The organism is Streptomyces sp. NPDC058239 (assembly GCF_042882185.1).
Lineage (GTDB): Bacteria > Actinomycetota > Actinomycetes > Streptomycetales > Streptomycetaceae > Streptomyces.
Genome location: NZ_JBHVWS010000007.1, coordinates 196,091 through 217,811, shown reverse-complemented (window position 1 = coordinate 217,811; position 21,721 = coordinate 196,091). Strand labels below are relative to the sequence as shown.

18 protein-coding genes are annotated in these 21,721 nt (G+C 70.2%); 6 read left to right on the top strand and 12 right to left on the bottom strand.

The genetic code is table 11. The annotated features are described in order from the left end of the window. Positions 1–151: 151 nt before the first annotated feature. Positions 152–1,657 (top strand): long-chain fatty acid--CoA ligase, encoded by a 1,506-nt coding sequence (locus ACFVYE_RS12080; protein ID WP_383974397.1) that lies wholly within the window; start codon positions 152–154, stop codon positions 1,655–1,657. Positions 1,658–1,870: 213 nt separating this feature from the next. Beyond that, on the top strand, positions 1,871–3,358 hold the full coding sequence (locus ACFVYE_RS12075) for a carboxylesterase/lipase family protein (protein ID WP_389605292.1): 1,488 nt from the start codon (positions 1,871–1,873) through the stop codon (positions 3,356–3,358). A gap of 72 nt (positions 3,359–3,430) precedes the next feature. Here ACFVYE_RS12075 and ACFVYE_RS12070 read toward each other — a convergent pair whose 3' ends face one another. Next, positions 3,431–3,646, bottom strand: coding sequence for an EF-hand domain-containing protein (locus ACFVYE_RS12070; protein ID WP_327272816.1), 216 nt, complete (start codon positions 3,644–3,646; stop codon positions 3,431–3,433). A gap of 165 nt (positions 3,647–3,811) precedes the next feature. Here ACFVYE_RS12070 and ACFVYE_RS12065 point away from each other — a divergent pair, with 165 nt between their 5' ends. Then, on the top strand, positions 3,812–4,450 hold the full coding sequence (locus ACFVYE_RS12065) for a GNAT family N-acetyltransferase (protein ID WP_389605289.1): 639 nt from the start codon (positions 3,812–3,814) through the stop codon (positions 4,448–4,450). Between the two features lie 48 nt (positions 4,451–4,498). Here ACFVYE_RS12065 and ACFVYE_RS12060 read toward each other — a convergent pair whose 3' ends face one another. The 6 genes from ACFVYE_RS12060 to ACFVYE_RS12035 form a co-directional block, all read right to left on the bottom strand. Next, on the bottom strand, positions 4,499–5,656 hold the full coding sequence (locus tag ACFVYE_RS12060) for a hypothetical protein (RefSeq protein ID WP_383979010.1): 1,158 nt from the start codon (positions 5,654–5,656) through the stop codon (positions 4,499–4,501). Then, entirely contained in the window at positions 5,656–6,474 is an 819-nt protein-coding gene (locus tag ACFVYE_RS12055; RefSeq protein WP_383979013.1) for a polysaccharide deacetylase family protein, read from the bottom strand. The genes ACFVYE_RS12060 and ACFVYE_RS12055 overlap by 1 nt, the downstream gene beginning before the upstream one ends. Before the next feature lie 359 nt (positions 6,475–6,833). Then, on the bottom strand, positions 6,834–7,349 hold the full coding sequence (locus tag ACFVYE_RS12050) for an ATP-binding protein (RefSeq protein WP_383979017.1): 516 nt from the start codon (positions 7,347–7,349) through the stop codon (positions 6,834–6,836). Between the two features lie 251 nt (positions 7,350–7,600). Beyond that, positions 7,601–8,368: an enoyl-CoA hydratase/isomerase family protein gene (locus ACFVYE_RS12045; RefSeq protein WP_383979015.1), complete on the bottom strand. Its 768-nt coding sequence runs from the start codon at positions 8,366–8,368 to the stop codon at positions 7,601–7,603. A gap of 86 nt (positions 8,369–8,454) precedes the next feature. Beyond that, entirely contained in the window at positions 8,455–9,708 is a 1,254-nt protein-coding gene (locus ACFVYE_RS12040) for an Ig-like domain-containing protein (RefSeq protein ID WP_383973620.1), read from the bottom strand. Positions 9,709–9,966: 258 nt separating this feature from the next. Beyond that, positions 9,967–11,190: an Ig-like domain-containing protein gene (locus ACFVYE_RS12035; RefSeq protein WP_389605286.1), complete on the bottom strand. Its 1,224-nt coding sequence runs from the start codon at positions 11,188–11,190 to the stop codon at positions 9,967–9,969. Between the two features lie 204 nt (positions 11,191–11,394). On the opposite strand from ACFVYE_RS12035, the gene glgX reads away from it, so the two are divergent. Next, entirely contained in the window at positions 11,395–13,578 is a 2,184-nt protein-coding gene (gene glgX / locus ACFVYE_RS12030) for a glycogen debranching protein GlgX (RefSeq protein WP_389605308.1), read from the top strand. Positions 13,579–13,600: 22 nt separating this feature from the next. On the opposite strand, the gene ACFVYE_RS12025 is transcribed toward glgX, so the two are convergent. Genes ACFVYE_RS12025 through ACFVYE_RS12010 form a run of 4 tightly spaced genes read right to left on the bottom strand, consistent with a single transcriptional unit; the run spans position 13,601 to position 17,265 of the window. Next, positions 13,601–14,251 carry a response regulator gene (locus tag ACFVYE_RS12025; protein WP_383973624.1) on the bottom strand — a complete coding sequence of 217 codons (651 nt, stop codon included), beginning with the start codon at positions 14,249–14,251 and terminating at the stop codon, positions 13,601–13,603. A 19-nt stretch (positions 14,252–14,270) separates the two neighbouring features. Continuing rightward, positions 14,271–15,560, bottom strand: a complete 1,290-nt coding sequence (locus tag ACFVYE_RS12020; RefSeq protein ID WP_383973626.1) for a sensor histidine kinase — start codon at positions 15,558–15,560, stop codon at positions 14,271–14,273. Between the two features lie 24 nt (positions 15,561–15,584). Further along, positions 15,585–16,361, bottom strand: a complete 777-nt coding sequence (locus ACFVYE_RS12015; RefSeq protein ID WP_383973627.1) for an ABC transporter permease — start codon at positions 16,359–16,361, stop codon at positions 15,585–15,587. 1 nt (position 16,362) lies between these two features. Further along, positions 16,363–17,265: an ABC transporter ATP-binding protein gene (locus ACFVYE_RS12010; protein WP_383973629.1), complete on the bottom strand. Its 903-nt coding sequence runs from the start codon at positions 17,263–17,265 to the stop codon at positions 16,363–16,365. Positions 17,266–17,449: 184 nt separating this feature from the next. Here ACFVYE_RS12010 and ACFVYE_RS12005 point away from each other — a divergent pair, with 184 nt between their 5' ends. Both ACFVYE_RS12005 and ACFVYE_RS12000 read left to right on the top strand, forming a co-directional pair. Further along, a complete protein-coding gene (locus ACFVYE_RS12005) occupies positions 17,450–19,321 on the top strand; it encodes an ABC transporter ATP-binding protein (RefSeq protein ID WP_383973631.1) in 1,872 nt (623 codons plus the stop codon). Continuing rightward, positions 19,318–21,192, top strand: a complete 1,875-nt coding sequence (locus ACFVYE_RS12000) for an ABC transporter ATP-binding protein (RefSeq protein WP_383973633.1) — start codon at positions 19,318–19,320, stop codon at positions 21,190–21,192. Before ACFVYE_RS12005 ends, ACFVYE_RS12000 begins: the two co-directional genes overlap by 4 nt. Here ACFVYE_RS12000 and ACFVYE_RS11995 read toward each other — a convergent pair. After that, positions 21,131–21,496, bottom strand: coding sequence for a ferredoxin (locus ACFVYE_RS11995; RefSeq protein WP_383973635.1), 366 nt, complete (start codon positions 21,494–21,496; stop codon positions 21,131–21,133). The two genes, ACFVYE_RS12000 and ACFVYE_RS11995, sit on opposite strands and share 62 nt — an antisense overlap. Positions 21,497–21,721 lie beyond the last annotated feature (225 nt).

Here is a 21,721-nt window from a genome sequence, read left to right as displayed (position 1 = left end):
TAGGCGGATGCCTTGTCGCACACCTCTCCGAGGGGCTGCTGCCCAGGTGGGCGATGCGCATGGTGGGCACCTGCACATTGTGTGGAGACGGGCCGACGGCTGATTCTGAGCAGCAGCAGCCGTGTGAACGCCATGTTTCCTGGAGCGTGTCATGTTTCTCAGCGTCGCCAATGTCCTCGGTGAGTCGGCCCGCAGGTATCCCGACCGCGTCGCCGTGGTCGATTCGGACACACGGCTCACCTATCGGGAGCTGTGGGCCCGGGCGCTGCGCTGCGCGGGCGCGCTGCGGGCGTCCGGGGTGCGTCCGGGGGACCGGGTGGCGGTGCTGCTGCCCAATTCGGCGGACTTCCTGTACGCGTACTACGGGGCGCTGGCCGCCGGGGCGACGGTCGTACCGGTGCATGGGCTGCTGGTGGCCGACGAGGTGGCGTACGTACTGCGGCACAGCGGTTCCGTTGCGCTGATCAGCGGTGGTCCGTTGTGGCCGGTGGCCGAGGAGGGGGCGCGTGCCGCGGAGGTGCGGGCCGTGCGCGGCGTCCCGACGGACGGTGACCCGCTGCCCGCGCCGGAGCCCGCGGCGCCGGACGACACCGCGGTGATCCTCTACACGAGCGGCACGACCGGGCGGCCGAAGGGTGCACTTCTCACCCATCTCAACATCGTGATGAACGCATCCGTGATCACCCACGACCTGGTGGGGCTGGGCGTCGACGACGTGGTCCTGGGCTGTCTGCCGCTGTTCCACAGCTACGGGCAGACCTGTGCGATGAACGCGACGCTACGGGCAGGGGCCACGCTCGTCCTCATGCCGCGCTTCAGCGGCGCGGGCGCACTCGAACTGCTGGCCGCCGAGGGCGTGAGCGTCTTCATGGGCGTACCGACGATGTATCACGCACTCGTCGAGGCGGCGAAGGACGCCGCGGCGCGGGACGACACGACGCCCCGTCTCACTCTGCGCCTGGCCGTCTCGGGCGGCGCCGCGCTCCCCGTCGCCGTGCTCGAACGCTTCGAGGAGACCTTCGCGACGCAGGTCCTGGAGGGTTACGGGCTGACCGAGACCTCCCCCGTCGCCACCTTCAACCAGCCGGAGCTCGGCCGGCGGCCCGGCACGGTCGGCCACCCGGTCTGGGGCGTGGAGATCGGTGTCGCGGACGCGGCGGTCGAGGACGCCGTGCTGCTGCTGCCGGACGGAGAGGTCGGCGAGGTCGTGGTGCGCGGCCACAACGTCTTCGCGGGGTATCTCAACGATCCGGAGGCGACGGCCGCCGCCGTGGTCGACGGCTGGTTCCGCACCGGGGATCTCGGGGTGCGGGACGAGGACGGCTTCCTGAGCATCGTCGACCGGAAGAAGGACCTGGTCATCCGGGGCGGCTTCAACATCTATCCGCGTGAGGTCGAAGAGGTGCTCGTGCGCCATCCGGCGATCTCCGAGGTCGCGGTGATCGGCGTGCCGGACGAGGCGCGCGGCGAGGAGATCTGCGCGGTGGTCGTGCTGCGTGCGGATGCGGGTGCGGTGACGGAGGAGGACGTGATCGCCTGGTCCCGGGACCGGCTCGGGCGGCACAAGTATCCGCGGATCGTGCGGTTCATGGAGACGCTGCCGCTCGGCCCGACCGGCAAGGTCCTCAAACGGGCACTGACGGCCGCCTCCTCCTGATCCGTCGGGCCGACGCCGACGCCCCGGCCGACGACGCCCGGAGCCACGTCCGGGTCGACGCGGCCCCGGACCGGGTACGTATCGAGTCACCGGTACCGGTGGAGGTGCCGCACCCCGACGGCTCCCTCACCCACCATCCGTCCGGCTCGGTCCGTCGCACTCTCCGCAACCGCACCGTCCGCGATCGCGCCGCAGAAGGGCTGAAACCACCTCATGGCTGCCGTACCCCCTCCCATATCCATGACGTCACCGCAGGTCGGCACGGTCCACGGGGCGGTGCGCGGCACGCTGGAGCAGGGCGTCGCCGTCTTCCGCGGTATCCCGTACGCGGCTGCGCCGGTCGGCGCCCGCCGCTTCCGGGCGCCGGAGCCGCCCGAGCCCTGGGAGGGGGTACGGGAAGCGGTGGCGTTCGGGCCGACCGCGCCCAAGCGGCCGTACTCCCCGCCGCTGGACCGGCTGCTGCCCGATCCCGACGTGCCGGGCGACGACTGCCTCAACCTCAATGTGTGGACGCCGTCCCCGGACCGTACGGGACTGCCCGTCCTCGTCTGGATCCACGGCGGTTCGCTGCTGCACGGCTCGTCGGCCGTGCCGTTGTACGACGGGGCGGCGTTCGCCCGTGACGGCGTCGTCCTCGTGTCGGTCAACTACCGCCTCGGCATCGAGGGGTTCGGGGTGTTCCCGGACGCGCCCGCCAACCGGGGGCTGCTCGATCAGCTCGCGGCGCTGGCCTGGGTGCGGGACAACATCGCGGCGTTCGGCGGCGATCCGGACCTGGTCACGGTGTGCGGTGAGTCGGCGGGGGCCATCAGCATCGCCGCCCTGCTGGCCGCCCCGCGTGCCAAGGGCCTGTTCCGGCGTGCGGTGCTGCAGAGCGGTGCGCCGACCGCGCTGCCCCTGGATGCCGCCGCCCGCCGCACCACCGAACTGATCGCGAAAAGGCTGGGGGTCGCGGCGACGGCCGGGGCGCTGGCTGCGGTGGACCCGGCCGGACTCCTGGCGGCGCAGACCGAGGTGACTTCCGGCGGCTCCCCGCTGACCGGCGGGAATTCCTTCCAGATCGTGGTGGACGGCGATCTGCTGCCCCGAGATCCGCTCGAAGCGCTGCTGGACGGCGCCGCGGACGACGTCGATCTGCTGATGGGCGCGAACAGCGAGGAGTACCGGCTCTGGTTCGTGCCGAGCGGTCTGACGGAGCGGCTGTCCAGGATCAAGCTGCGGCTGGCCCTGCTGAAGTTCAAGGTGCCGGGCGCCACGGCACGCACGTACCGCGCGAACCGGCCCGGTGCCACTCCGGGTGAGCTGCTCGGGGCGCTGGCCACCGATCTGCTGCTGCGCGTCCCGCTGAACCGGGTGGCCGATGCACGCGCCGGTGCCTCGGGGAGCACCCATCTCTACGAGTTCGGCTGGCCGTCCCCCGTGCTGCGGCTCGGCGCCTGTCACGGGCTGGAGATCGCCTTCGTCTTCGACACACTGGACCGGCCCGACGCGGTGGCTCTGGCCGGCGAGGACGCCCCGCAGGAGCTGGCCGACGCGATGCACGCGGCGTGGGTGCGGTTCGCCGCCTCCGGTGATCCCGGCTGGCCCGCCTGGGACACGTCCCGCCCGGTGATGGGCTTCGGCCCCGGAGAGCCCGCCGTGGTGAGCGCCCCGCGAGACGAGGAGCTGCACGGCTGGGCACCGTACCGGAGCAACTCCTGACACCGGTCGGTGGGCCGCCGGCAGCGGCGCGGGCGGCGGCCCACGGCCCGGGGGCCGGGGGCCCTCCCGGCATCAGTCCTTGTTCTGCGCCGCCCAGAACTCGTCGAACGTGAGCAGCCCGTCGCCATTGGCGTCGTGCGAGTTGATGACGGCCTGGGCCACCGGCTCGGTGACATAGGGGTCGCCGAGCTGAGCCATCACGCTCTTGTACTCGGCAGCCGATATCAGCCCGTCGCCGTTCAGATCGAACCGCTGGAATGCTTTGCGTGCCGACTCGATGTCCGCCACAGTTCCGCCCCTTCGTAATGCCTGACCAATGCCTGACCAGTGTCTGACTGACGGGGGTCAGATTAACGGGCGCGACGGATGGCGGTCGCGGCGGCCGGTAGTCGATCATGGATGCGGTGTCCGCCGCCCGGCGGACCGCGTTCGGGACCGGGGAGCGGCACACCGATGGACGACGCACTGGCAAAGATCCTGGAGGCTGCGGCGCACGGACGGTTTCCCCCGCCGGACGGGTCCACGACGGTGGTGGGGCAGCCCGGCGCCCGGGATGCGGGAGTGCTGGCGTTCACCGCGCACTCGGTGGTGTTCACCGACGAGGATCCGCGGTGGGTGCGGGCCGTGCTGGCCGCCACCCCCGGTGACGCGCTCGCCGCGACGATGAATCCGTACTTCCTGAGCGCGCTGCTGGCCCGGAGCGGCCGGCACATGAACACCATCGATCTGCTGACGGTCGCGGACGCGCTGCCGGGTGAGCCGGAGATCGCGCTGCGGGAGATCGAGGACCCGGAGCATCCTCGGGTGGCGCGGGCGATGAAGTACCGCGACGAGGTGCGGGTCTGGTCCGCCGACGGCGGTGTGGTGATCCTCGGCCGGGGAGTCGCGGGGCGCTGGGAGACCGCGGTCGAGGTGGCCGAGGAGGCGCGCGGCCGGCGGCTGGGCGAACGGCTGGCGCGGGCGGCCCGGCATCTGGTGCCGGCCGCGGTGGTGTGGGCGCAGCAGTCGCCGGGGAACGCCCGCAGTGTGCGGACGTTCCAGGCGGCGGGCTACCGGCCGGTGGGCTCGGAGGCCCTGTTGGTCGCGGGGTGAGTGTTCAGCGGGTCGGCCGGGTCACGGCTCGTGGCGGACGCCGGGCCGTCAGCGGAAGACGCCGGTGTGGCCGAGTGAGTAGCGGCCCGGCTGCGGGTAGACGGCGAGTCCGTGCGGGCCCCTGCCCACCGGGATCCGGGCGAGCTGTTTGCCGCTGGTGGTGTCGATCGCGTACACCTCGGAGTTGTAACGCCCGCTCAGCCAGAGGACCTTGCCGTCCGCCGAGACTCCGCCCATGTCGGGGCTGCCGCCGTTCGGCAGGCGCCATTTCTTCGCCAGTTTGCGCTGTGCGAAGTCGAAGACGGAGATGGAACCCTCGCCCCGGTTGGAGATGTACATCTCCTTGGAGTCGCGGCTGACGTAGAGGCCGTGAGCACCCTTGCCGGTGCGCAGCAGCTTCGGGGTGGTGAACTTCTTCCCGTCCAGCACCCACACCCCGTTGGCCATCATGTCCGCGATGTAGAACGTACCGCCGTCGGGCGACAGCTTCACGTCCTGCGGCATCGCGCCCTTGAACGGCAGCTTCTGCCGGCCGACGACCTTCATCTGCGCCGTGTCGACCTTGAGGAGTTCCCCGGAGAACTCGCAGGAGACGATGAAGTACCGGCCGTCCATGGAGAAGTCGGCATGGTTGACGCCCTCGCAGCTGACCGGGAGGGTCCTGGCCGTCTTCATGGTGCGGGCGTCACGGAAGACCAGTTGGCGGTCCATCGAGGCCATCACCACGGCGTACTTGCCGTCCGGTGTGAAGTAGAGGTTGTACGGGTCGGAGACGGGCACCGTGCGGCTCACCTTCCCGGTGGCCGGATCGATGGCCGTGAGGCTGTCACCGATGTCGTTGTTGACCCAGAGGGTCTTCAGGTCCCAGGACGGGACGACATGCTGCGGCTGGCGGCCGACCTTGATGGTCCTGATGACCTTGTAGGTCGCGGGATCGATCACCGACACCGTGTCGGAGTTGGTGTTGGGGACGTACACCCGCGACGGGAAGTCCTTGACGACCGGGGAGAGATTCCCCGGCCGGTCGGCCGCGTAGACGTCCTTGACGTCGAGCACCGGTGGCATGCCGGGCAGTGCGGACTTCGCCCTTCCGGACGGTGTGGCGGCCTCGGCGTTCCCCTTCTCGGCGGAAGTGCCGCAGCCGGTGAGTACCGCCAGCAGGACGCCCCCGAGCAAGGCCGCGGTGTGCTTGGTGGAGGGAGGCATCAGGTCAGCAGCTCCGTGGTCGTCACCGCGCGCAGTCGGCGGCGGTCGATTTCGGTGAGGAGGAGAGGCAGGGCGGCGACCGTGTCCGCATAGCCGAAATGCAGGCTCACCACCGATCCGTTGCGGATCTCCCCGGCGACCTTGCGGGTGACGGCCGCGGCGCCGGGAGAGGTGAAGTCGAGGGAGTCCACGTCGTACGAGAGGACGTGCGGGTAGCCCGCCCTGGCGGCGAGCCGCTGGACGAGCGGGGTGGCGTACCGGGTGCGGGAGGGCCTGAACCAGGTGCCGATGGATCCGGTGAGCCGGCGCAGCCGCTGGGCGCAGCCGGTGATCTCCGCGTACGCCTCGGCCTCTCCCATCGAGGAGATGTCGATGTGGCGCTGAGTGTGGTTGCCGAGGTCGTGGCCGCCGTCGAGGATGCGGCGGGCCATCCCGGGGTGTTCGTCGAGCCAGCTGCCGACGGCGAGGACGGTGATCCGGGCGTGGGCCCGTTCGGCCTCGGCGAGTACGGTCCGGGCGATGGCGGGGTCGCCCTGGCCGTGGAAGGTGAGGGCGACGCGGGCGCGGTCGCGGGGGCCGTGGTCGATCTGGACCGGCTGCCCGGGGAAGCGGTGCGGGGCGGGCGCGGGGTGCGGGGCCGCGGGCCGGGTGGTCGCGGTGACGGGGTTCTTCGGGCTCCCTGCGGTCGGGACGGTCCTGGCCGACGTACCGGCGTCGCCGCGGTCCGCACATCCGGCGGCGAGGGCACCGGCGATGGCGGCCCCTGCTCCCGCGCGCAGAGCGCTGCGGCGGTGCACCGGTGCGTCGGAGGCGTTCATGTGAAGAACAATAGGGGCAAAAGGTATAAAGAATGACAATATATGAGCATCTGGGTGACGCGAATGAATCACCCGCTGAATCTCATAAATATTCACAGTTTTCCAGGCAAGTGACCCATCACACCTGCGATTCACCTGATGAATGTCACGCTATGATCACTTATGACCCATTTGGGCCTTTGGCGACGAGGGCGCCCGTCTGCCATAGTCGGTGACACGACCGCATTGACCCGAGCCCGGTCGTCACAAGCGGCCGTGAACACACCCCCCATTTCACGGCCCCCACACAGAAGCCCCCGAAGCGCCGCACCACGGCAGACCGGGGGCTTCTGTGCATCCGGGCACGCGCGCACCGGGAGTCAACGGTCGGAGATCCGCATCTCGAACCAGGTGGTCTTGCCGCGCGGCAGCAGATCCACGCCCCACCGGTCGGAGAGCTTGTCGACGAGGAAAAGCCCCCGGCCGCTGATGTCCATCTCCTGGACGGGCATCAGACACGGCAGTCCACGCGAGGGGTCGCGCACCTCGATCCGGATCCATCCGCGACGGCGCAGCATCCGCAACCCGAAAACCCGGGCGCCGGTGTGCCGTACCGCATTGCCGACGAGCTCCGAGACGAGCAGCACGGCGTATTCAGCGGTATGCGGGGAGAGCGCCCACTGACGCAGCACCACGCACGAGGTGAGTCTTCGGGCCGTGGCCGCGGACTCCGGGCGGGACGGCAGCCGGACTTCACCCTCCGCCGGGTTTCCGAACAACTCCAGCGCTTTGAACGCCTGTTCGTCATCGACCGCCGGCGTCCAGCGCGCCGCTGTCGCGCCGCTGCGCGGTCGCGGCTGTTCCACACCCTCCAGGCCCGCCATGCACACCATCATGACCTCAAGGCGGGTGCTCCGGGGCCGTTCCAAAGGAATCCACACCCCGGAATGCATCATTCCGGAGAGGTCGATGGGCATATGCCACTGGCAGAATGCAGCCCGACACACCCGTTCTGACCTGCACAGACAGCGCTTCCGGGCGAGGTTGCCAGCCCCTTCGGCCAGCTGGGCCTTAAGGTTCCCTTAAGGCCCAGCTAATCCGCCCGCACGGATGAACCCGCGTCATTCTGTGCCCAACTGGCGTTCGGTCAGAGGAACTTGGCCTTGCCCGGACCCTCTTCCACAAAGCTGCGCATACCGCGCTCCCGGTCCTCGGTGGCGAACAGACCGGCGAACCAGTTCCGCTCGATCGTGAGCCCCGTGTCGATGTCCGTCTCCAGGCCGGCGTCGACGGATTCCTTGGCGGCGCGCAGCGCGAGGGCGGGCCCCTTCGCCAGCTTGGCGGCCCAGGCATGCGCCTGCTCGTACACCTCGGCGGCGGGCACCACGCGGTCCACCAGACCGATCGTCAGGGCCTCCTCGGCCTTCACATGACGGCCGGTGAAAATCAGGTCCTTGGCCCGGGAGGGGCCGATCAGCCGGGCGAGGCGCTGGGTGCCGCCCGCTCCGGGGATCAGGCCGAGCAGGATCTCGGGCTGGCCCAGCCTGGCGTTGTCGGCGGCGACCCGGAAGTCGGCACAGAGCGCCAGCTCGCAGCCGCCGCCCAGCGCGTAGCCGGTCACTGCGGCGACGACGGGCTTGGGGATCCGGGCCACCGCGGTGAAGGAGTCCTGCAGCGCCTTGGACCGTACGACCATCGCCGTGTGGTCCATCGCCTGCATCTCCTTGATGTCCGCGCCCGCCGCGAACACCTTCTCACCGCCGTAGAGGACCACGGCACGCACGTCGTCGCGCCGGGTCGCCTCTTCGGCGAGTTCACGCAGCCGGTCCTGGGTGGCGACATCCAGGGCGTTCATGGGCGGCCGGTCCAGCAGGATCGTGCCGACGCCGTCACTTACTTCGAGGGTTGCGGTCATGAGAGGCAGGTTAACCGGGGCTAACACGAGCGGCCCGGTGCTGTTGGTCACAGCACCGGGCCCGCTCGCTTTCCGTACGACGTGAGCTACTTGGTCCACTCCGACCAGGACATGTTCCAGCCGTTGAGGCCGTTGTCCGGCTGGATCGTCCTGTCCTTCGAGTTCTTCACGACCACTACGTCGCCGATGAGCGAGTTGTCGAAGAACCAGGCCGCCGGGGTCTTCTTGCTCCAGGCACCACGCACGTCCTGGAGACCGACGCAGCCATGGCTGGTGTTGGTCGTACCGAAGACGCCGGAGGCGCCCCAGTAGTTGCCGTGGATGAAGGTGCCCGAGGTGGACAGGCGCATCGCGTGCGGCACGTCCTTGATGTCGTACTCGCCGCCGAAGCCGACGGTGTCACCGTTCATCCGGGTCACCTTGAGCTTCTCGCTGATGACCATCTGGCCGTTGTACGTGGTGGTCGCCGGGGCGCCCGCCGAGATCGGGATGTCCTTGATCTGCTTGCCGTCGCGGACGACCTTCATCCGGTGCGTGCTCGCGTCGACGTTGCTGACCTGCTTGCGGCCGATGGTGAAGGAGACCGTCTTGGCCTGCTTGCCGTAGACGCCCGGCCGCCCCTCGACACCGTCGAGGTTGAGCTTCACGGTCACCTTGGTGCCCGCGGCCCAGTAGTCCTCGGGGCGGAAGTCGAGGCGGTCGTTGCCGAACCAGTGGCCCTCGATCGGCACGGACGGCTCGGCCGTCACCTTGATGGCGTTCTCGACCGCTGCCGGGTCGGTGATGCCACGGGTGAAGTGGATCGAGACGGGCATGCCGACGCCGACCGTGGAACCGTCCTCCGGGGTGTACTGCCCGATGAAGGTGTTCTGCGGGACCAGCGTCGTGAAGCTGGTGTCCTTCGCCGACTCACGGCCCTTCGCGTCCTTGGCGACCGCGTGGACCTTGTACTTGGTCGCCGCGGCCAGATGCTGGTCCGGTGTCCAGCTCGTGCCGTCCGCCGCGATCTTCCCCTCGACCTCGGCGCCCTTGGGGTCGGCGACCTTCACCGTGGTCAGCTTCCCCTGCTCGGCGGAGATCTTCAGTGCCCCGCTGGTGGCGACGGAGTCCGCCCCGTCCTTCGGCGCGATGGTCACCACGGCCTGCGAGGCGGTGGTGTCGTCGACCTTCGACCCGCCCTTGCCGTCCTTGCCTGCGCTGCCGGCGTCGTCTCCCCCGCCGCACGCCGTCACCAGCAACAGCAATGCACCCAGTACCAGAGCCAGCAGTCCGGTGGCCCCTCGTCCACGCCGTCCGCTGTTCGCCCCGGCCGATGTCCCCGATATCGGCTGCCCGTTCAATGTGCTCGTCTCCCCTCACACGGCCTGGCCCCGCCAAGGCCCTGGGAACCCGCAGGCCCCCGCCCCCGCGCGCTGCACATGCGCGCTCAGCGAAAGATAATCACACCGATCACGGGGAGATGACCCCGCGGATGTCACCGTTCAGTCCCAACTTGTCCCGGGACTTCACCAGGTGACACGGGGTACGGGTGCGGCGGTGCCGGCCGGCCTGTCCGTTTCCTGATCCGCCGGACAGGCCCCGGGGGATCCGACGGGGCCTCAGCGGAGGGCCGAGCCGGCCTTCCACCGGGTCCAGTCCAGATTCCAGCCTCCGAGCCCGTTGTCCGGTGCCACCTGCTTGTCCTCGGAGTTGACGACCTCGATCACATCGCCGATGAGTGTCCGGTCGAAGAACCGGGCGGCCGGGGTGTCGCTGCTGCCACCCCGCACATCGAGCAGCCCGACACAGCCGTGGCTGACGTTGCTCGAGCCGAAGACGCTTTCGTCCGACCAGTAGTTGCCGTGCACGAAGGTGCCGGAATCGGTGAGCCGGAGGGCGTGCGGGACATCCGTGATGTCGTACTCGCCGCCGAAGCCGACTGTGCTGCCGTCCATCCGGGTCACGTCGTACTTCTCGCTGACCACCATCTTCCCGTTGTACGTGTCCATCCCCGGGTAACCCGCCGTGATCGGGACCGTGGAGAAGAGCCGGCCGTCGCGACGTACCTCCATCGTGTGCGCCGCCGCGTCGACCAGGGACGTCTGGGAACGCCCCACCTTGAAGGCGACCGTCTTGTCCTGAGTGCCGTACACATGCGGCGCGCCCTCCACATCGCGCAGCCCCACCCTCACGGTGACCTCGGTGCCCGGCGCCCAGTAGGCGGCGGGGCGGAAGTCGAGACGGTTGTCGCCGAACCAGTGCCCCACCACCTCGACCGCCGGAACGGAGGCCACCCGAATGGCCTTCTGCACGGCCGCACGGTTCTTGACCGGGCGGTTGAAGTTGAAGGAAACGATCATTCCGGTGCCGACCGTGGACCGGTTCTCCGGTCTGAAGTAGCCGATGAAACGGTGTTCGGGGACCACCGTGGTGAAGGTGGTGTGACGGGCCGAGCGGTTCCCGGCGCCGTCCAGGGCGACCGCGTCGACGCTGTATTTGGAGGCGAGCCTGAGCCGGCCCGTCGTCCCCCCGGGCGTCCAGGAGAGACCGTCGTGCGCGATCCGGCCCGGCACCTCCTGCCGCTGTGCGTCCGCGATCCGCGTCACCTTGACGCTCTCCAGCCGCCCGTCGGGAACCTTCACCTCCATCCGGTCGTCCGGACCGATGTTCTTCGCACCGTCCAGCGGGGTGATGAGGATCGCCTCCTGCGGGGGGCGTGCCTTGCCGCTGAAGATGGATCCGGCACCGGTGCAGCCGCTCAGTACGGCCAGCACGGCGAGCAGTCCTGCCCATGTCAGCACGGTGGCCGAGCTCGCCACCGCCCTCTTCGCTACGTGGTTCACGTCCCCCCAACGACGGGGGCCGGTCGGGGGAAACGTGAGTGCGGGCCCTCGTGTGGGCAGAACAGAGGGGAGGACCACACTCGGGGAGCCGCGGCCGGGACGCCGCGCGCTCCCTTTCGGTGCCGGTCCCCACGAGCCGCGGGAGGCGAGCAGGTGTCGAGCGCAGCCGAGCAGGAGGCAGTGCAGAAGACGGAGACGACAGCCGTGCCGGAGAGCACGCGGGAGGCCGTGCCGGCGCGGCCTCCCGCCGTGTGGCCCGGCGCCCCGATGCCGCTCGGGGCCCGCTTCCGGGTGGGCCCCGACGGGGTGGCCGGCACCAATTTCGCGCTCTGGGCGGGCGGCGCGGAGGCCGTCGAGCTCTGCCTCTTCGACGAGGGCGGGAGCGAGACACGTCTCCCGCTGACCGAGCTGACCCACGAGGTCTGGCACGGCTTCGTGCCGGGCGTGCGGCCGGGGCAGCGGTACGGCTACCGGGTGCACGGCCGCTGGGACCCCTGGACCGGCGCCCGCTGGAACGCGGCGAAGCTGCTCCTCGATCCGTACGCACGGGCCGTGGACGGCTCTTTCACCCTCCCGGCCGAGGTGTACGGCCATGTGAGGGACTGGCCGCACCAACAGGTCGCCGACACCGTGCGCGACGAACGGGACTCCGCCCCGTACGTACCGAAGGGTGTCGTGGTCCATGACGACGACGACTGGGCACAGGACCGCCGGCCCAAGACCCCGTGGGCGGACTCCGTCATCTACGAGCTGCATGTGCGCGGCTTCACCAAGCTGCACCCCGAAATCCCCGAGGAGCTGCGGGGCACGTACGCCGGTCTCGCCCACCCGGCGGCCATCGGCCATCTGCAGCGGCTCGGGGTCACGGCGGTCGAACTGCTGCCAGTACATCAGTTCGCCCACGAGGACCATCTGCTCCGGCGCGGCCTGCACAACTACTGGGGCTACAACTCCATCGGCTACTTCGCCCCGCACTCCGACTACTCGGCGAGCGGGACCACGGGCCAGCAGGTCGGCGAGTTCAAGCGGATGGTGCGGGCCCTGCACGACGCCGGGATCGAGGTGATCCTCGATGTGGTCTACAACCACACGGCGGAGGCGAGCGAGCTGGGTCCGATGCTGTCGCTGCGCGGCATCGACAACCGGGGCTACTACCGCCTCCAGGCCGACGCCCGCAGATACGCGGACTACACCGGCTGCGGCAACACCCTGCATGTGGTCCAGCCGCACGTCCTGCGGCTGATCACGGACTCGCTGCGCTACTGGGTCACGGAGATGGGTGTCGACGGCTTCCGCTTCGATCTGGCGGCCGCGCTGGCCCGCTCGATGCACGACGTCGACATGCTCTCCCCGTTCCTCGCGGTGATTGCCCAGGACCCGGTGCTGCGCCGGGTGAAGCTGATCGCCGAGCCGTGGGACGTCGGCAACGGCGGCTACCAGGTGGGTGCCTTCCCTCCGCTGTGGACCGAGTGGAACGACCGCTACCGGGACGCCGTGCGGGACTTCTGGCGCGGCGCCCTGCCCGACGTACGGGATCTCGGCTACCGGCTGACCGGATCCAGCGATCTCTACGCGTGGGGCGGCCGGCGCCCGTACGCCTCGGTCAACTTCATCACCGCGCACGACGGCTTCACCCTGCGCGATCTGGTCAGCTACGAGCAGAAGCACAACGAGGCCAACGGCGAGGGCAACCGGGACGGAACCTCGGACAACCGGGCCTGGAACTGCGGCGCCGAGGGCGAGAGCGACGACCCCGGCATCAACGCGCTGCGCCGTCTTCAGCTGCGCAATCTGCTCACCACACTGCTGCTGTCGACGGGTGTGCCGATGCTGGTCGCGGGCGACGAGATGGGCCGTACGCAGGGCGGCAACAACAACGCGTACTGCCAGGACAACGAGGTCAGCTGGCTGGACTGGTCACTGCTCGACCAGCCCGGATGGCGGGCGCTGACCGAGCTGACCTCCCGGGTCCTCACCCTGCGCCACACCCACCCGGTGCTGCGCCGCCGGGCCTTCTTCTCCGGGCGGGCGCAGGCGGCGGACGGGCTGCGGGACCTGGCGTGGTTCACCCGGCAGGGGGCGGAGATGACGGAGGAGGACTGGTACGCACCGGCCGCGACGGTCGGGCTCTATCTCTCCGGACGCGACATCCCCGGCCGGGACGCACGCGGCGAACAGGTAACGGACGACAGCTTCCTGGCGATCCTGCACGCGGACCACCGGCCGAGCGGCTTCCGGCTCCCGGGACCGCCGTGGGCGCAGAGCTACGAACTGGTCCTGGACACCTCGCGGGAGGACCAGGCCATGGCACCCGGCACCGTCCACCAGGGCGGCGGGCCGCTGACCGTACCGGCCAGGTCGGTGCTGCTGCTGCGGGTCAGGGAGTGAGAGGCACTCAGCCGCCCCGGGGTCAGCCGAGGATGCCCCGGTCGTAGCCGACCGCGACGGCGGCGGCCCGGTCCTTGGCGCCCAGCTTGGCGAAGATATGGGTGAGGTGGGTCTTCACCGTGGCCTCGCTGATGAACAGCTCGGCGGCTATCTCACGGTTCGAGGTGCCCTTCGCGACGAGTTCGAGCACCTCGCGCTCACGGCCCGACAGCGACTCGTTGCCCTGCGCCGCCGGGGTGCGCACCCGTGAGATCAGTCGGGAGGCGACGGCGGGCGAGAGCACGGTCCGGCCGTCGGCCGCGGCGCGGACTGCGTTGAACAGCTCGTCGCGGGGCGCGTCCTTGAGCAGATAGCCGGTCGCGCCGGCCTCGATCGCGGGGAGAGTGTCGGAGTCGGTGTCGTACGTGGTCAGGACGAGCACCTTGGACCGGGCGCCGCGCCCGGTCAGTTCGGCGATGGCGGCGACCCCGCCGCCGCCCGGCATCCGCAGATCCATCAGGACGACATCGGGGTCGAGCCGGGCCACGAGGTCGACGCCCTCCACCCCGTTCGACGCCTCCCCGAGGACCCGGAAGCCGGGAGCCGAATCGAACATGCCGCGCAGACCGTCCCGTACGACGGGGTGGTCGTCGACGACGACGAGCGTGATGACGCGTGCGGAATCCTCAGCCATGGCAGGCCAACCGTACTGGTCATCGGCTGTGCTGAACCAGTGGCACCCGGGCGCAGACCGCCGTGCCGCGGCCCGGCTCCGTCTCCACCTCCACGGTGCCCGCGATGCGTTCGGCGCGGGCCCGCATGCCGCCGAGCCCGAAACCGCCCGCGCCGCTGTACGGCGGCAGGGCGGCCGGGTCGAAGCCGCGGCCGTCGTCCCGTACGTCCAGGGTCAGTTCGTCGCCCATGAAGGACAGGGTGATGCCGACCCGTGAGGCCCCGGCGTGGCGGCCGGCGTTGGCGAGGGCTTCCTCGGCGATACGGAGCAGGGTGGCCGCTATCTCGTCGTGGAGCGGCTCGACGGTACCGGTGACGGTGAACTCGGCCCGGACCGCCTGGCGTTCGGCCCATCCGGCGACCGTCTTCTCCAGCGCGCCCGGAAGGTCGTCGTGCTCCAGTGCGGCGGGGACCAGATCGTGTACCGAGCGGCGCGCCTCCCCCAGGCTGTGCCGGGCGAGGGCGGCGGCGCGGTCGAGGTGCTGCCGGGCCAGCGCGGGGTCGGTGTCGGCGATCGAGGTCACCACCTGGAGCTGGGCAATGATGCCCGTCAGGCCTTGCGCGAGGGTGTCGTGGATCTCGGCGGCGAGCCGGCGCCGCTCGTCGGCGACGCCCGCTTCGCGGGCCTGGACGAGGAGTTGGGCGTGCAGGCCCGCGTTCTCCGCCATGGCCTGTTCGAGGCGGGCATTGGCGGACTCCAGTTCGGCGATGGTGTCGACCTGGGTGCGGGCGTGGTCGGCCTCCCGGTCGCCGATCTGGGCGAAGACCATGGTGAGAGTCACGTGCAGGGCGAGGACGATACCGAAGGCGATCCAGTTCATGAGGGAGACCGGCGGCAGGCCGCTGCCGCACTGCGAGCCCGCCATGATGACGGCGGTGGCCAGCAGCCCGGCTCTGACGGCCCGGTGCGGAAGCAGTCGGCCGGCATCGAAGTAACCGAGAATCGCGAACATGGAGAAGAACGGGTTGCACCAGGTCAGTGCGAAGGCGAGCGCCGTGCGGGCGACGAAGTAGAACTGCGCCGCCCGTGACTTCGGGGGAACACTCGGCCGGACCCGCCCCCACCAGAGCTGGAGGACGAGCGCCACCGGGACCAGCACCGCGGTGGCGTGCACGTCCGAACGGGACATGATGAGGTCGGCGGTCACCGCCGAGACCGCGGTGCCCAGGCCGAGCAGACCGTACGGCCCGTACCGGAAGAACCGTTCCCACCACTGCGCGGCTGTCGTAGGTCCGGTGGTGGTCGCCTCAGCCGTGTCCTGCGCGTTCATGGGTGAAGTCTCCCCCGGAACCATTCACTCCCATCGGAACAGACGGGTCGCCAGCAGGGTCACCAGGGCGGCCCACAGGGCCATCACGCCCAGCTGGGCCCAGCCGGGCCAGCCGCCGGACGCCGCCCGGTCCAGCGCCTGGGAGGCCGCGCCGAACGGGGTGACCTGAACGATGCGCCGGAGGGTGTCGGGCATGGTCTGTACCGGGATCCAGACTCCGGCGGTGAACATCATCACGAGGTAGACGACCGACCCGATGGCGGCGGATGCCTTGGTGGTGCGGGAGAGCGCACAGAGCAGTGCGCCGAGGGCGAGGACACTCGCCGTCGCCAGGAGCAGCGCCAGGACATAACCGACGGGCTGTCCGGGCAGCGTGACGTCGAAGGCGGTCCGGCCGACGGCCATCACCAGCGCGGCGGAGCCGAGGGCCGCGGCGCCGTGCAGGGCGATCTGCGAGGTGAGCAGGGCGGACGGCCGTACCGGAGTGGTCGACATGCGGCGCAGGATCCCGCGCTCGCGGTAGCCGGTGAGGACGGGCGGCATGGCCTGCAGTCCGGCCATGATCATGGCGAGCAGCACCGACACCGGTACGTACAGGTCGATGACGCGGCGGCCGCCGAGTGCGTCGTCGGGGTCCCGGAAGGACGGGATCAGGCCGAGGACCGTCAGCAGCACGGTCGGGAAGACGAGGATCCAGAACAGGCTGCCGGGCTCACGGAGAAAGAGCCGGGTCTCGGCCTTGAGTACCGCTGCCCATGGGGTGGGTGTGTCCATCGCCTTGGCCGGGTTCGCCGTGGTCATCTCAGGCCGCCTGTTCTGTGAGGTCGAGGAAGGCGTCGTCCAGCGTTGCCTCGGTGACGCGGAGTTGGTGTGCGGTGATGCGGTGGCGGGCCAGCAGCGAGATCACCGCGTTGACCGTCTCGTCGGTGCCGTTGATGACGATCCGGCCGTCGTTCTGCTCGACGGAGACCGCCCCGGGCAGCAGGCCCAGCTCGGTGTCGTCGAGCGGCTGTGAAGGCGTGAAGGAGATGACCGTGGCGCTGCCGGCCCTGCTGATCAGGCCGGACGGGGTGTCGAGGGCGACGACCTTTCCCTTGTCGATCACGGCGACACGGTCGCAGAGCCGGCTGGCCTCTTCCATGAAGTGGGTGACCAGAAGGACCGTCACGCCGCTGTCGCGTACATCCTCGATCAGCTTCCAGGTGTCCCGGCGGGCCCGCGGGTCCAGGCCCGTGGTCAGCTCGTCGAGGACCACGACCCGCGGGTTGCCGACCAGGGCGAGCGCGATGGACAGCCGCTGCTTCTGACCGCCGGACAGTTTGGCGAACCTGGTGCCGTACTTGGTGTGCAGACCGAGCCGTTCGGCCAGCGCACGCCAGTCGGCGGGGTCCGGGTAGAAGGCGCTGTACAGCTCCAGCGCCTCGGCCACGGTGAGCTTGGGCTGCAGCTCGCTCTCCTGGAGCTGGGCGCCGAGCAGCCGGGTCACCCGGTCGTGGTCGGCGACGGGGTCGAGACCGGCCACGCGGACCGTACCGGCGTCGGGAACCCGCAGTCCCTCGACGCACTCGACGGTGGTGGTCTTGCCCGCACCGTTGGGTCCGAGGATCCCGAAGATCTCCCCCTCGTCGACGGCGAAACTCACTCCGTCCACGGCGGGGCGCCCGGCGTAGGCCTTGTGCACCCCGTTCACTTCGATGATTGCCATGCCTACGAGAATCGTGTCGCGGGGACCGGCGCACCATCGTCCATCGCGCTCGAAGCGGCATCGGCCGATCGGTTGATACGGGGTACGACCAGCGGTCCGCAGGGCCTGGTACGAGGCTCCGCCGGCGCCGGACGGCCGAAAACCACATGAGCGATGTCAGTGGTGAACCGTAGGCTCGCCTGTGATGCCCGAAGAACATGTAGAGCCCAAGGACCGGTCCACCGCGCGCTCCCTGCTGCGGTTGTGGCCCTATGTGAAGCCAGTACGGAAGCGCCTGTTCGGCGCAGCTCTGGTCGCGATAGTCGCTTCCTGTATCGGCCTGGTGATCCCTCTCGTACTGAAGTGGATCGTCGACGGCCCGGTGGCCGGCCGCAACCCGGGCGGCGTCTGGCTCGGCGCGCTGTATCTGCTGTTGCTGGGCCTCGCCGAGGCCGCGCTCTTCGGGGTGCGACGGTGGATGGTGGCCCGGCCGCTGGCGGGGGTCGAGGCGGCGATGCGGGCCGACCTGTACCGGCATCTGCAGCGGCTGCCGGTGGCGTTCCACGACCGCTGGCCGTCGGGGCAGTTGCTCTCGCGCGGGACCACGGACCTGATGCTGGTGCGCATGTTCCTGGCTTTTCCGCTGACCTTCCTGCTGGTCAACGGAACGACGATCCTGATCGGTTTCATCATTCTGCTGATGCAGCAGTGGACGCTGGGACTGGTGCTCCTCGCCCCGGTGGTCCCGTTGGTGATTCTCTGCTCGGTCTTCGAGACGAAGTACTCGCTCGTCGCGCGCAAGGCGCAGGATCAGGTCGGCGATCTGACGACGGTCGTCGAGGAGAGCGTGCTCGGCATCCGCATCATCAAGGGCTTCGGCCGGCACCGCAGCCAGGCCCTCGCGTTCCGTGCCCTCTCGCAGCGGCTTCGGAGCACGGAGCTGGGCAAGGCCCGTCTGCTCGCGGGCATCTGGGCCGCCATCACCATGATCCCCGAGCTGGCCATCGGTGCGGCGCTGGTCCTCGGCACGGTCCAGGTCGCGGACGGCGGGCTCTCGGCGGGCACGCTGGTCGCCTTCCTCTCCACGGCGCTCGCGCTGCGGTGGCCGATCGAGTCGATCGGCTTCCTGCTGGCGATGAGCCAGGAGTCGGCGACGGCGACCGAACGGTTCTTCGAAGTGATGGATGTGGCCGAGGAGGACGACACGGCCGCCGCCGACGGCCGCGCGCCGAAGGACACGGCCGGTCAGGGCGAAATGGCCTTCGAGGGGGTGGAGTTCCGCTACCCCGATGCCGAGGCCGGCTCCGTACCCGTACTGTCCCGGATCGATCTGCGCATCCGCCCCGGCGAGACGATGGCCCTGGTCGGGGCCACGGGTTCCGGAAAGACGACGCTCACCGCGCTCGTGCCGCGGCTGCACGAGGCGACCGCGGGGCGGATCACGCTGGACGGCAGGGACATCACCGCCATGCCCCGTCAGGAGCTGCGCGAGCTGGTGTCCGTGGCCTTCGAGGAGCCGACGCTCTTCTCGGCGAGTGTCGGGGAGAACGTACTGATGGGCGCCGAAGGCGCCGGGGAGGAAGCGCTGCGGCGGGCGCTCGCGGTCGCGCAGGCCGACTTCGTGTACGACCTGCCCGAGGGCATCGACACCCAGGTCGGCGAGCAGGGGCTCAGTCTCTCCGGCGGACAGCGGCAGCGGCTCGCGCTGGCCCGCGCCGTGGTGGGCCGGCCACGTTTCCTGGTGCTCGACGATCCGCTCTCCGCCCTGGATGTGCACACGGAGGCGCTGGTGGAGGCCGCCCTGCGGCAGGTGCTCGAGGAGACGACCGCGATCGTCGTCGCGCACCGACCGTCCACCGTGATGCTGGCGGACCGGGTGGCGCTGCTGTCGGAGGGCCGGATCACCGCTGTCGGCACCCATCAGGAACTGCTGCGCGGTAGTGCCGAGTACGCCTGGCTGATGGCGGGCGCCGTAGGCGCACAGGACGGCGCCTTTGCCGAGGACGCCTTCCCCGACCCGTCCGACGAGCACCGCCTTGTGCCGGACGTCCCTGCCGAGAAGGGCCGCACCCGATGACCAGTACGACGACGACCGGGCCCGCCGACCGGCGCGATGCGCGGAAGAAGCCCGAGGGCCCGTCCCCCTCCGACGGCGCCGGTGATCAGTTCGACCGGGACGATCTGCCCACGCCCCGTGGTGCGACCCGCACACTGCTGATGTCGCTGCTCCGGCCGCACCGGGGCCGGGTGATGGTGTCCGCGCTGTTGCTGCTGATCCAGCAGGCGGCGGTACAGGCGGGCCCGCTGCTCGTCGCCTACGCCATCGACAGCGGTGTGCCCGCCTTCCGGGACAAGGACTACGGGCCGCTGATCGCGGTGGCCGTGGGATACGCGCTGTGCTCGGCGGCCGCGGGGTGCATGCAGTACGCGTTCATCCGGGCCTCCGCCCGGATCAACCAGGACGTGCTGCTCGATCTGCGCGGGCGGATCTTCCGCCATGCACAGGCGTTGAGCGTGGACTTCCATGAGCGCTACACCTCGGGCCGGCTGATCTCCCGCTCCACCACGGATGTGGAGTCGCTGCGGGAACTGCTCAGCGAGGGACTGCAGGAACTGATCGGCATCGTCCTGTCCTTCGTCTCCATCTCGCTGGTTCTCCTCTGGCTGGACTTCGGCCTCGGCGCGGTCGCGGTGCTCTCCTTCGTGCCCCTGTATCTGCTGGTACGGCTCTACCGGCAGCGGGCCGGAGTGCTCTACGCGGCGCGGTCGACGGCGATCGCCGCGGTCATCGTGAAGTTCGCCGAGTCGATGAACGGCATCCGCCCCGTCCAGGCCTTCCGCCGCGAGCGCATCAACGACAGGCACTTCGAGGACCTCAACAGCACACACGCCTGGAAGAACGGCGGCGCGATGCTGGAGATGGCGCGCTATGTCGTCGGCTCCCGGCTGGTCGCCAACACGGCGGTCGCCGGGATCGTGCTGTGGGGTGCGTACCGCGTGGCTTCGGGCACCCTGGCACTCGGTGTGCTGGCTGCGGCCGTGCTCTATCTGCGCCGGCTGTACGACCCGATCGACCGGCTCGGCATGTTCCTCAACTCCTACCAGTCGGCCGCGGCTTCGCTGGAGAAGATCGCGGGCCTGCTCGACCAGACCCCTTCCGTCCCCGAGACATCGGATCCGCGGGAGCTGCCCGCCCTCGCGGGTGATCACCCGGGCCGCGAGGTCGTCTTCGACTCGGTGCGGTTCGCCTACCGGACGGGCGGCGAGGTGCTGCCCCGCTTCGATCTGACCGTCCCGGCCGGCCAGACCGTGGCCGTGGTCGGTTCGACGGGCGCCGGAAAGTCGACGCTCGCCAAGCTGCTGGCCCGCTTCTACGACCCGACCGACGGACGGGTGCTGCTGGACGGGACCGATCTGCGGGATCTGGCCGTGCCCGAGCTGCGGCGGGGTGTGGTGATGGTGACCCAGGAGGCGTTCCTGTTCTCCGGGACCGTCGCCGAGAACATCGCGATCGGCAGCCCTGACGCGACCCGTGAGGAGATCGAGCAGGCCGCCAAGGCGATCGGCGCACACGATTTCATCGCCGGACTGCCCGAGGGATACGACACGGACGTACGCAAGAGGGGCGGCCGGATCTCGGCCGGTCAGCGCCAGTTGGTCGCGTTCGCACGGGCCCTGCTGGCGAACCCGGCGGTGCTGATCCTCGACGAGGCGACGAGCTCCCTGGACATCCCCGGCGAACGGGCGGTGCAGCGGGCCATGGACACGGTGCTGCACGGCCGCACCGCGGTCGTGATCGCGCACCGTCTGTCGACCGTGGAGATCGCGGACCGGGTCCTGGTGATGGAGCACGGGCGCATCGTGGAGGACGGTGCCCCGTCCGAACTCATCGGCGGCACGGGCCGCTTCGCCGGGCTCCACCGGGCGTGGCGGGAGAGCCTGGCGTGAGCGGTCTCCGGCTCGGGGCGCCTGGTGGGGCGGGTGGAGACCTTCTCGGACGCGGCCGACCGGTTCGGCTTCCATGGGCGACCACCCACGAAACAGGGGCATCCGGGGTCGGCAGGACGATCGCTGCGGCAGGGCACAGGTCGACGGCCTCGCGAACCGATTCCCGCGTGTCAGCGGGCGGCTCGGGTCGCGGCACGATCGCCTTGCCGTCGTCCTGACGCTGGTCGAACACCTCGCCGACCGTCAACACGCACATCCCGGAGCCGCCGCAGCGCTCGGCGTCCAAAGTGATCCTCCCGGTCACGCGTCCCAGGTGACCGGGAGGTCTTCACCCCAGCCCCGTGGGGCAGCGGATGGCCAGGGCAGGGGCATTCCTGGAGCGGGGCGGCCTGGACATCATGGAGTCGGCCGACCGCTGGCGCCCCCTCCTGGCGTGAGGGGGGCCTCAGACGGCCCCGGAGGGCCGGCTGACCAGCTCCCGAGGACGCCCCGGATCGCCTCGGGCGGGCGGTGAACCACTGCCCGGCCC

What these genes read in the sequence shown, in the direction of transcription:
- ACFVYE_RS12080 (WP_383974397.1), top strand. Translation starts at nt 152, where the DNA reads ATGTTTCTCAGCGTCGCCAATGTCCTCGGTGAGTCGGCCCGCAGGTAT.
- ACFVYE_RS12075 (WP_389605292.1), top strand. Translation starts at nt 1,871, where the DNA reads ATGGCTGCCGTACCCCCTCCCATATCCATGACGTCACCGCAGGTCGGC.
- ACFVYE_RS12065 (WP_389605289.1), top strand. Translation starts at nt 3,812, where the DNA reads ATGGACGACGCACTGGCAAAGATCCTGGAGGCTGCGGCGCACGGACGG.
- ACFVYE_RS12060 (WP_383979010.1), bottom strand. Translation starts at nt 5,656, where the DNA reads ATGCCTCCCTCCACCAAGCACACCGCGGCCTTGCTCGGGGGCGTCCTG.
- ACFVYE_RS12055 (WP_383979013.1), bottom strand. Translation starts at nt 6,474, where the DNA reads ATGAACGCCTCCGACGCACCGGTGCACCGCCGCAGCGCTCTGCGCGCG.
- ACFVYE_RS12050 (WP_383979017.1), bottom strand. Translation starts at nt 7,349, where the DNA reads ATGATGGTGTGCATGGCGGGCCTGGAGGGTGTGGAACAGCCGCGACCG.
- ACFVYE_RS12045 (WP_383979015.1), bottom strand. Translation starts at nt 8,368, where the DNA reads ATGACCGCAACCCTCGAAGTAAGTGACGGCGTCGGCACGATCCTGCTG.
- ACFVYE_RS12025 (WP_383973624.1), bottom strand. Translation starts at nt 14,251, where the DNA reads ATGGCTGAGGATTCCGCACGCGTCATCACGCTCGTCGTCGTCGACGAC.
- ACFVYE_RS12020 (WP_383973626.1), bottom strand. Translation starts at nt 15,560, where the DNA reads ATGAACGCGCAGGACACGGCTGAGGCGACCACCACCGGACCTACGACA.
- ACFVYE_RS12015 (WP_383973627.1), bottom strand. Translation starts at nt 16,361, where the DNA reads ATGACCACGGCGAACCCGGCCAAGGCGATGGACACACCCACCCCATGG.
- ACFVYE_RS12010 (WP_383973629.1), bottom strand. Translation starts at nt 17,265, where the DNA reads ATGGCAATCATCGAAGTGAACGGGGTGCACAAGGCCTACGCCGGGCGC.
- ACFVYE_RS12005 (WP_383973631.1), top strand. Translation starts at nt 17,450, where the DNA reads ATGCCCGAAGAACATGTAGAGCCCAAGGACCGGTCCACCGCGCGCTCC.
- ACFVYE_RS12000 (WP_383973633.1), top strand. Translation starts at nt 19,318, where the DNA reads ATGACCAGTACGACGACGACCGGGCCCGCCGACCGGCGCGATGCGCGG.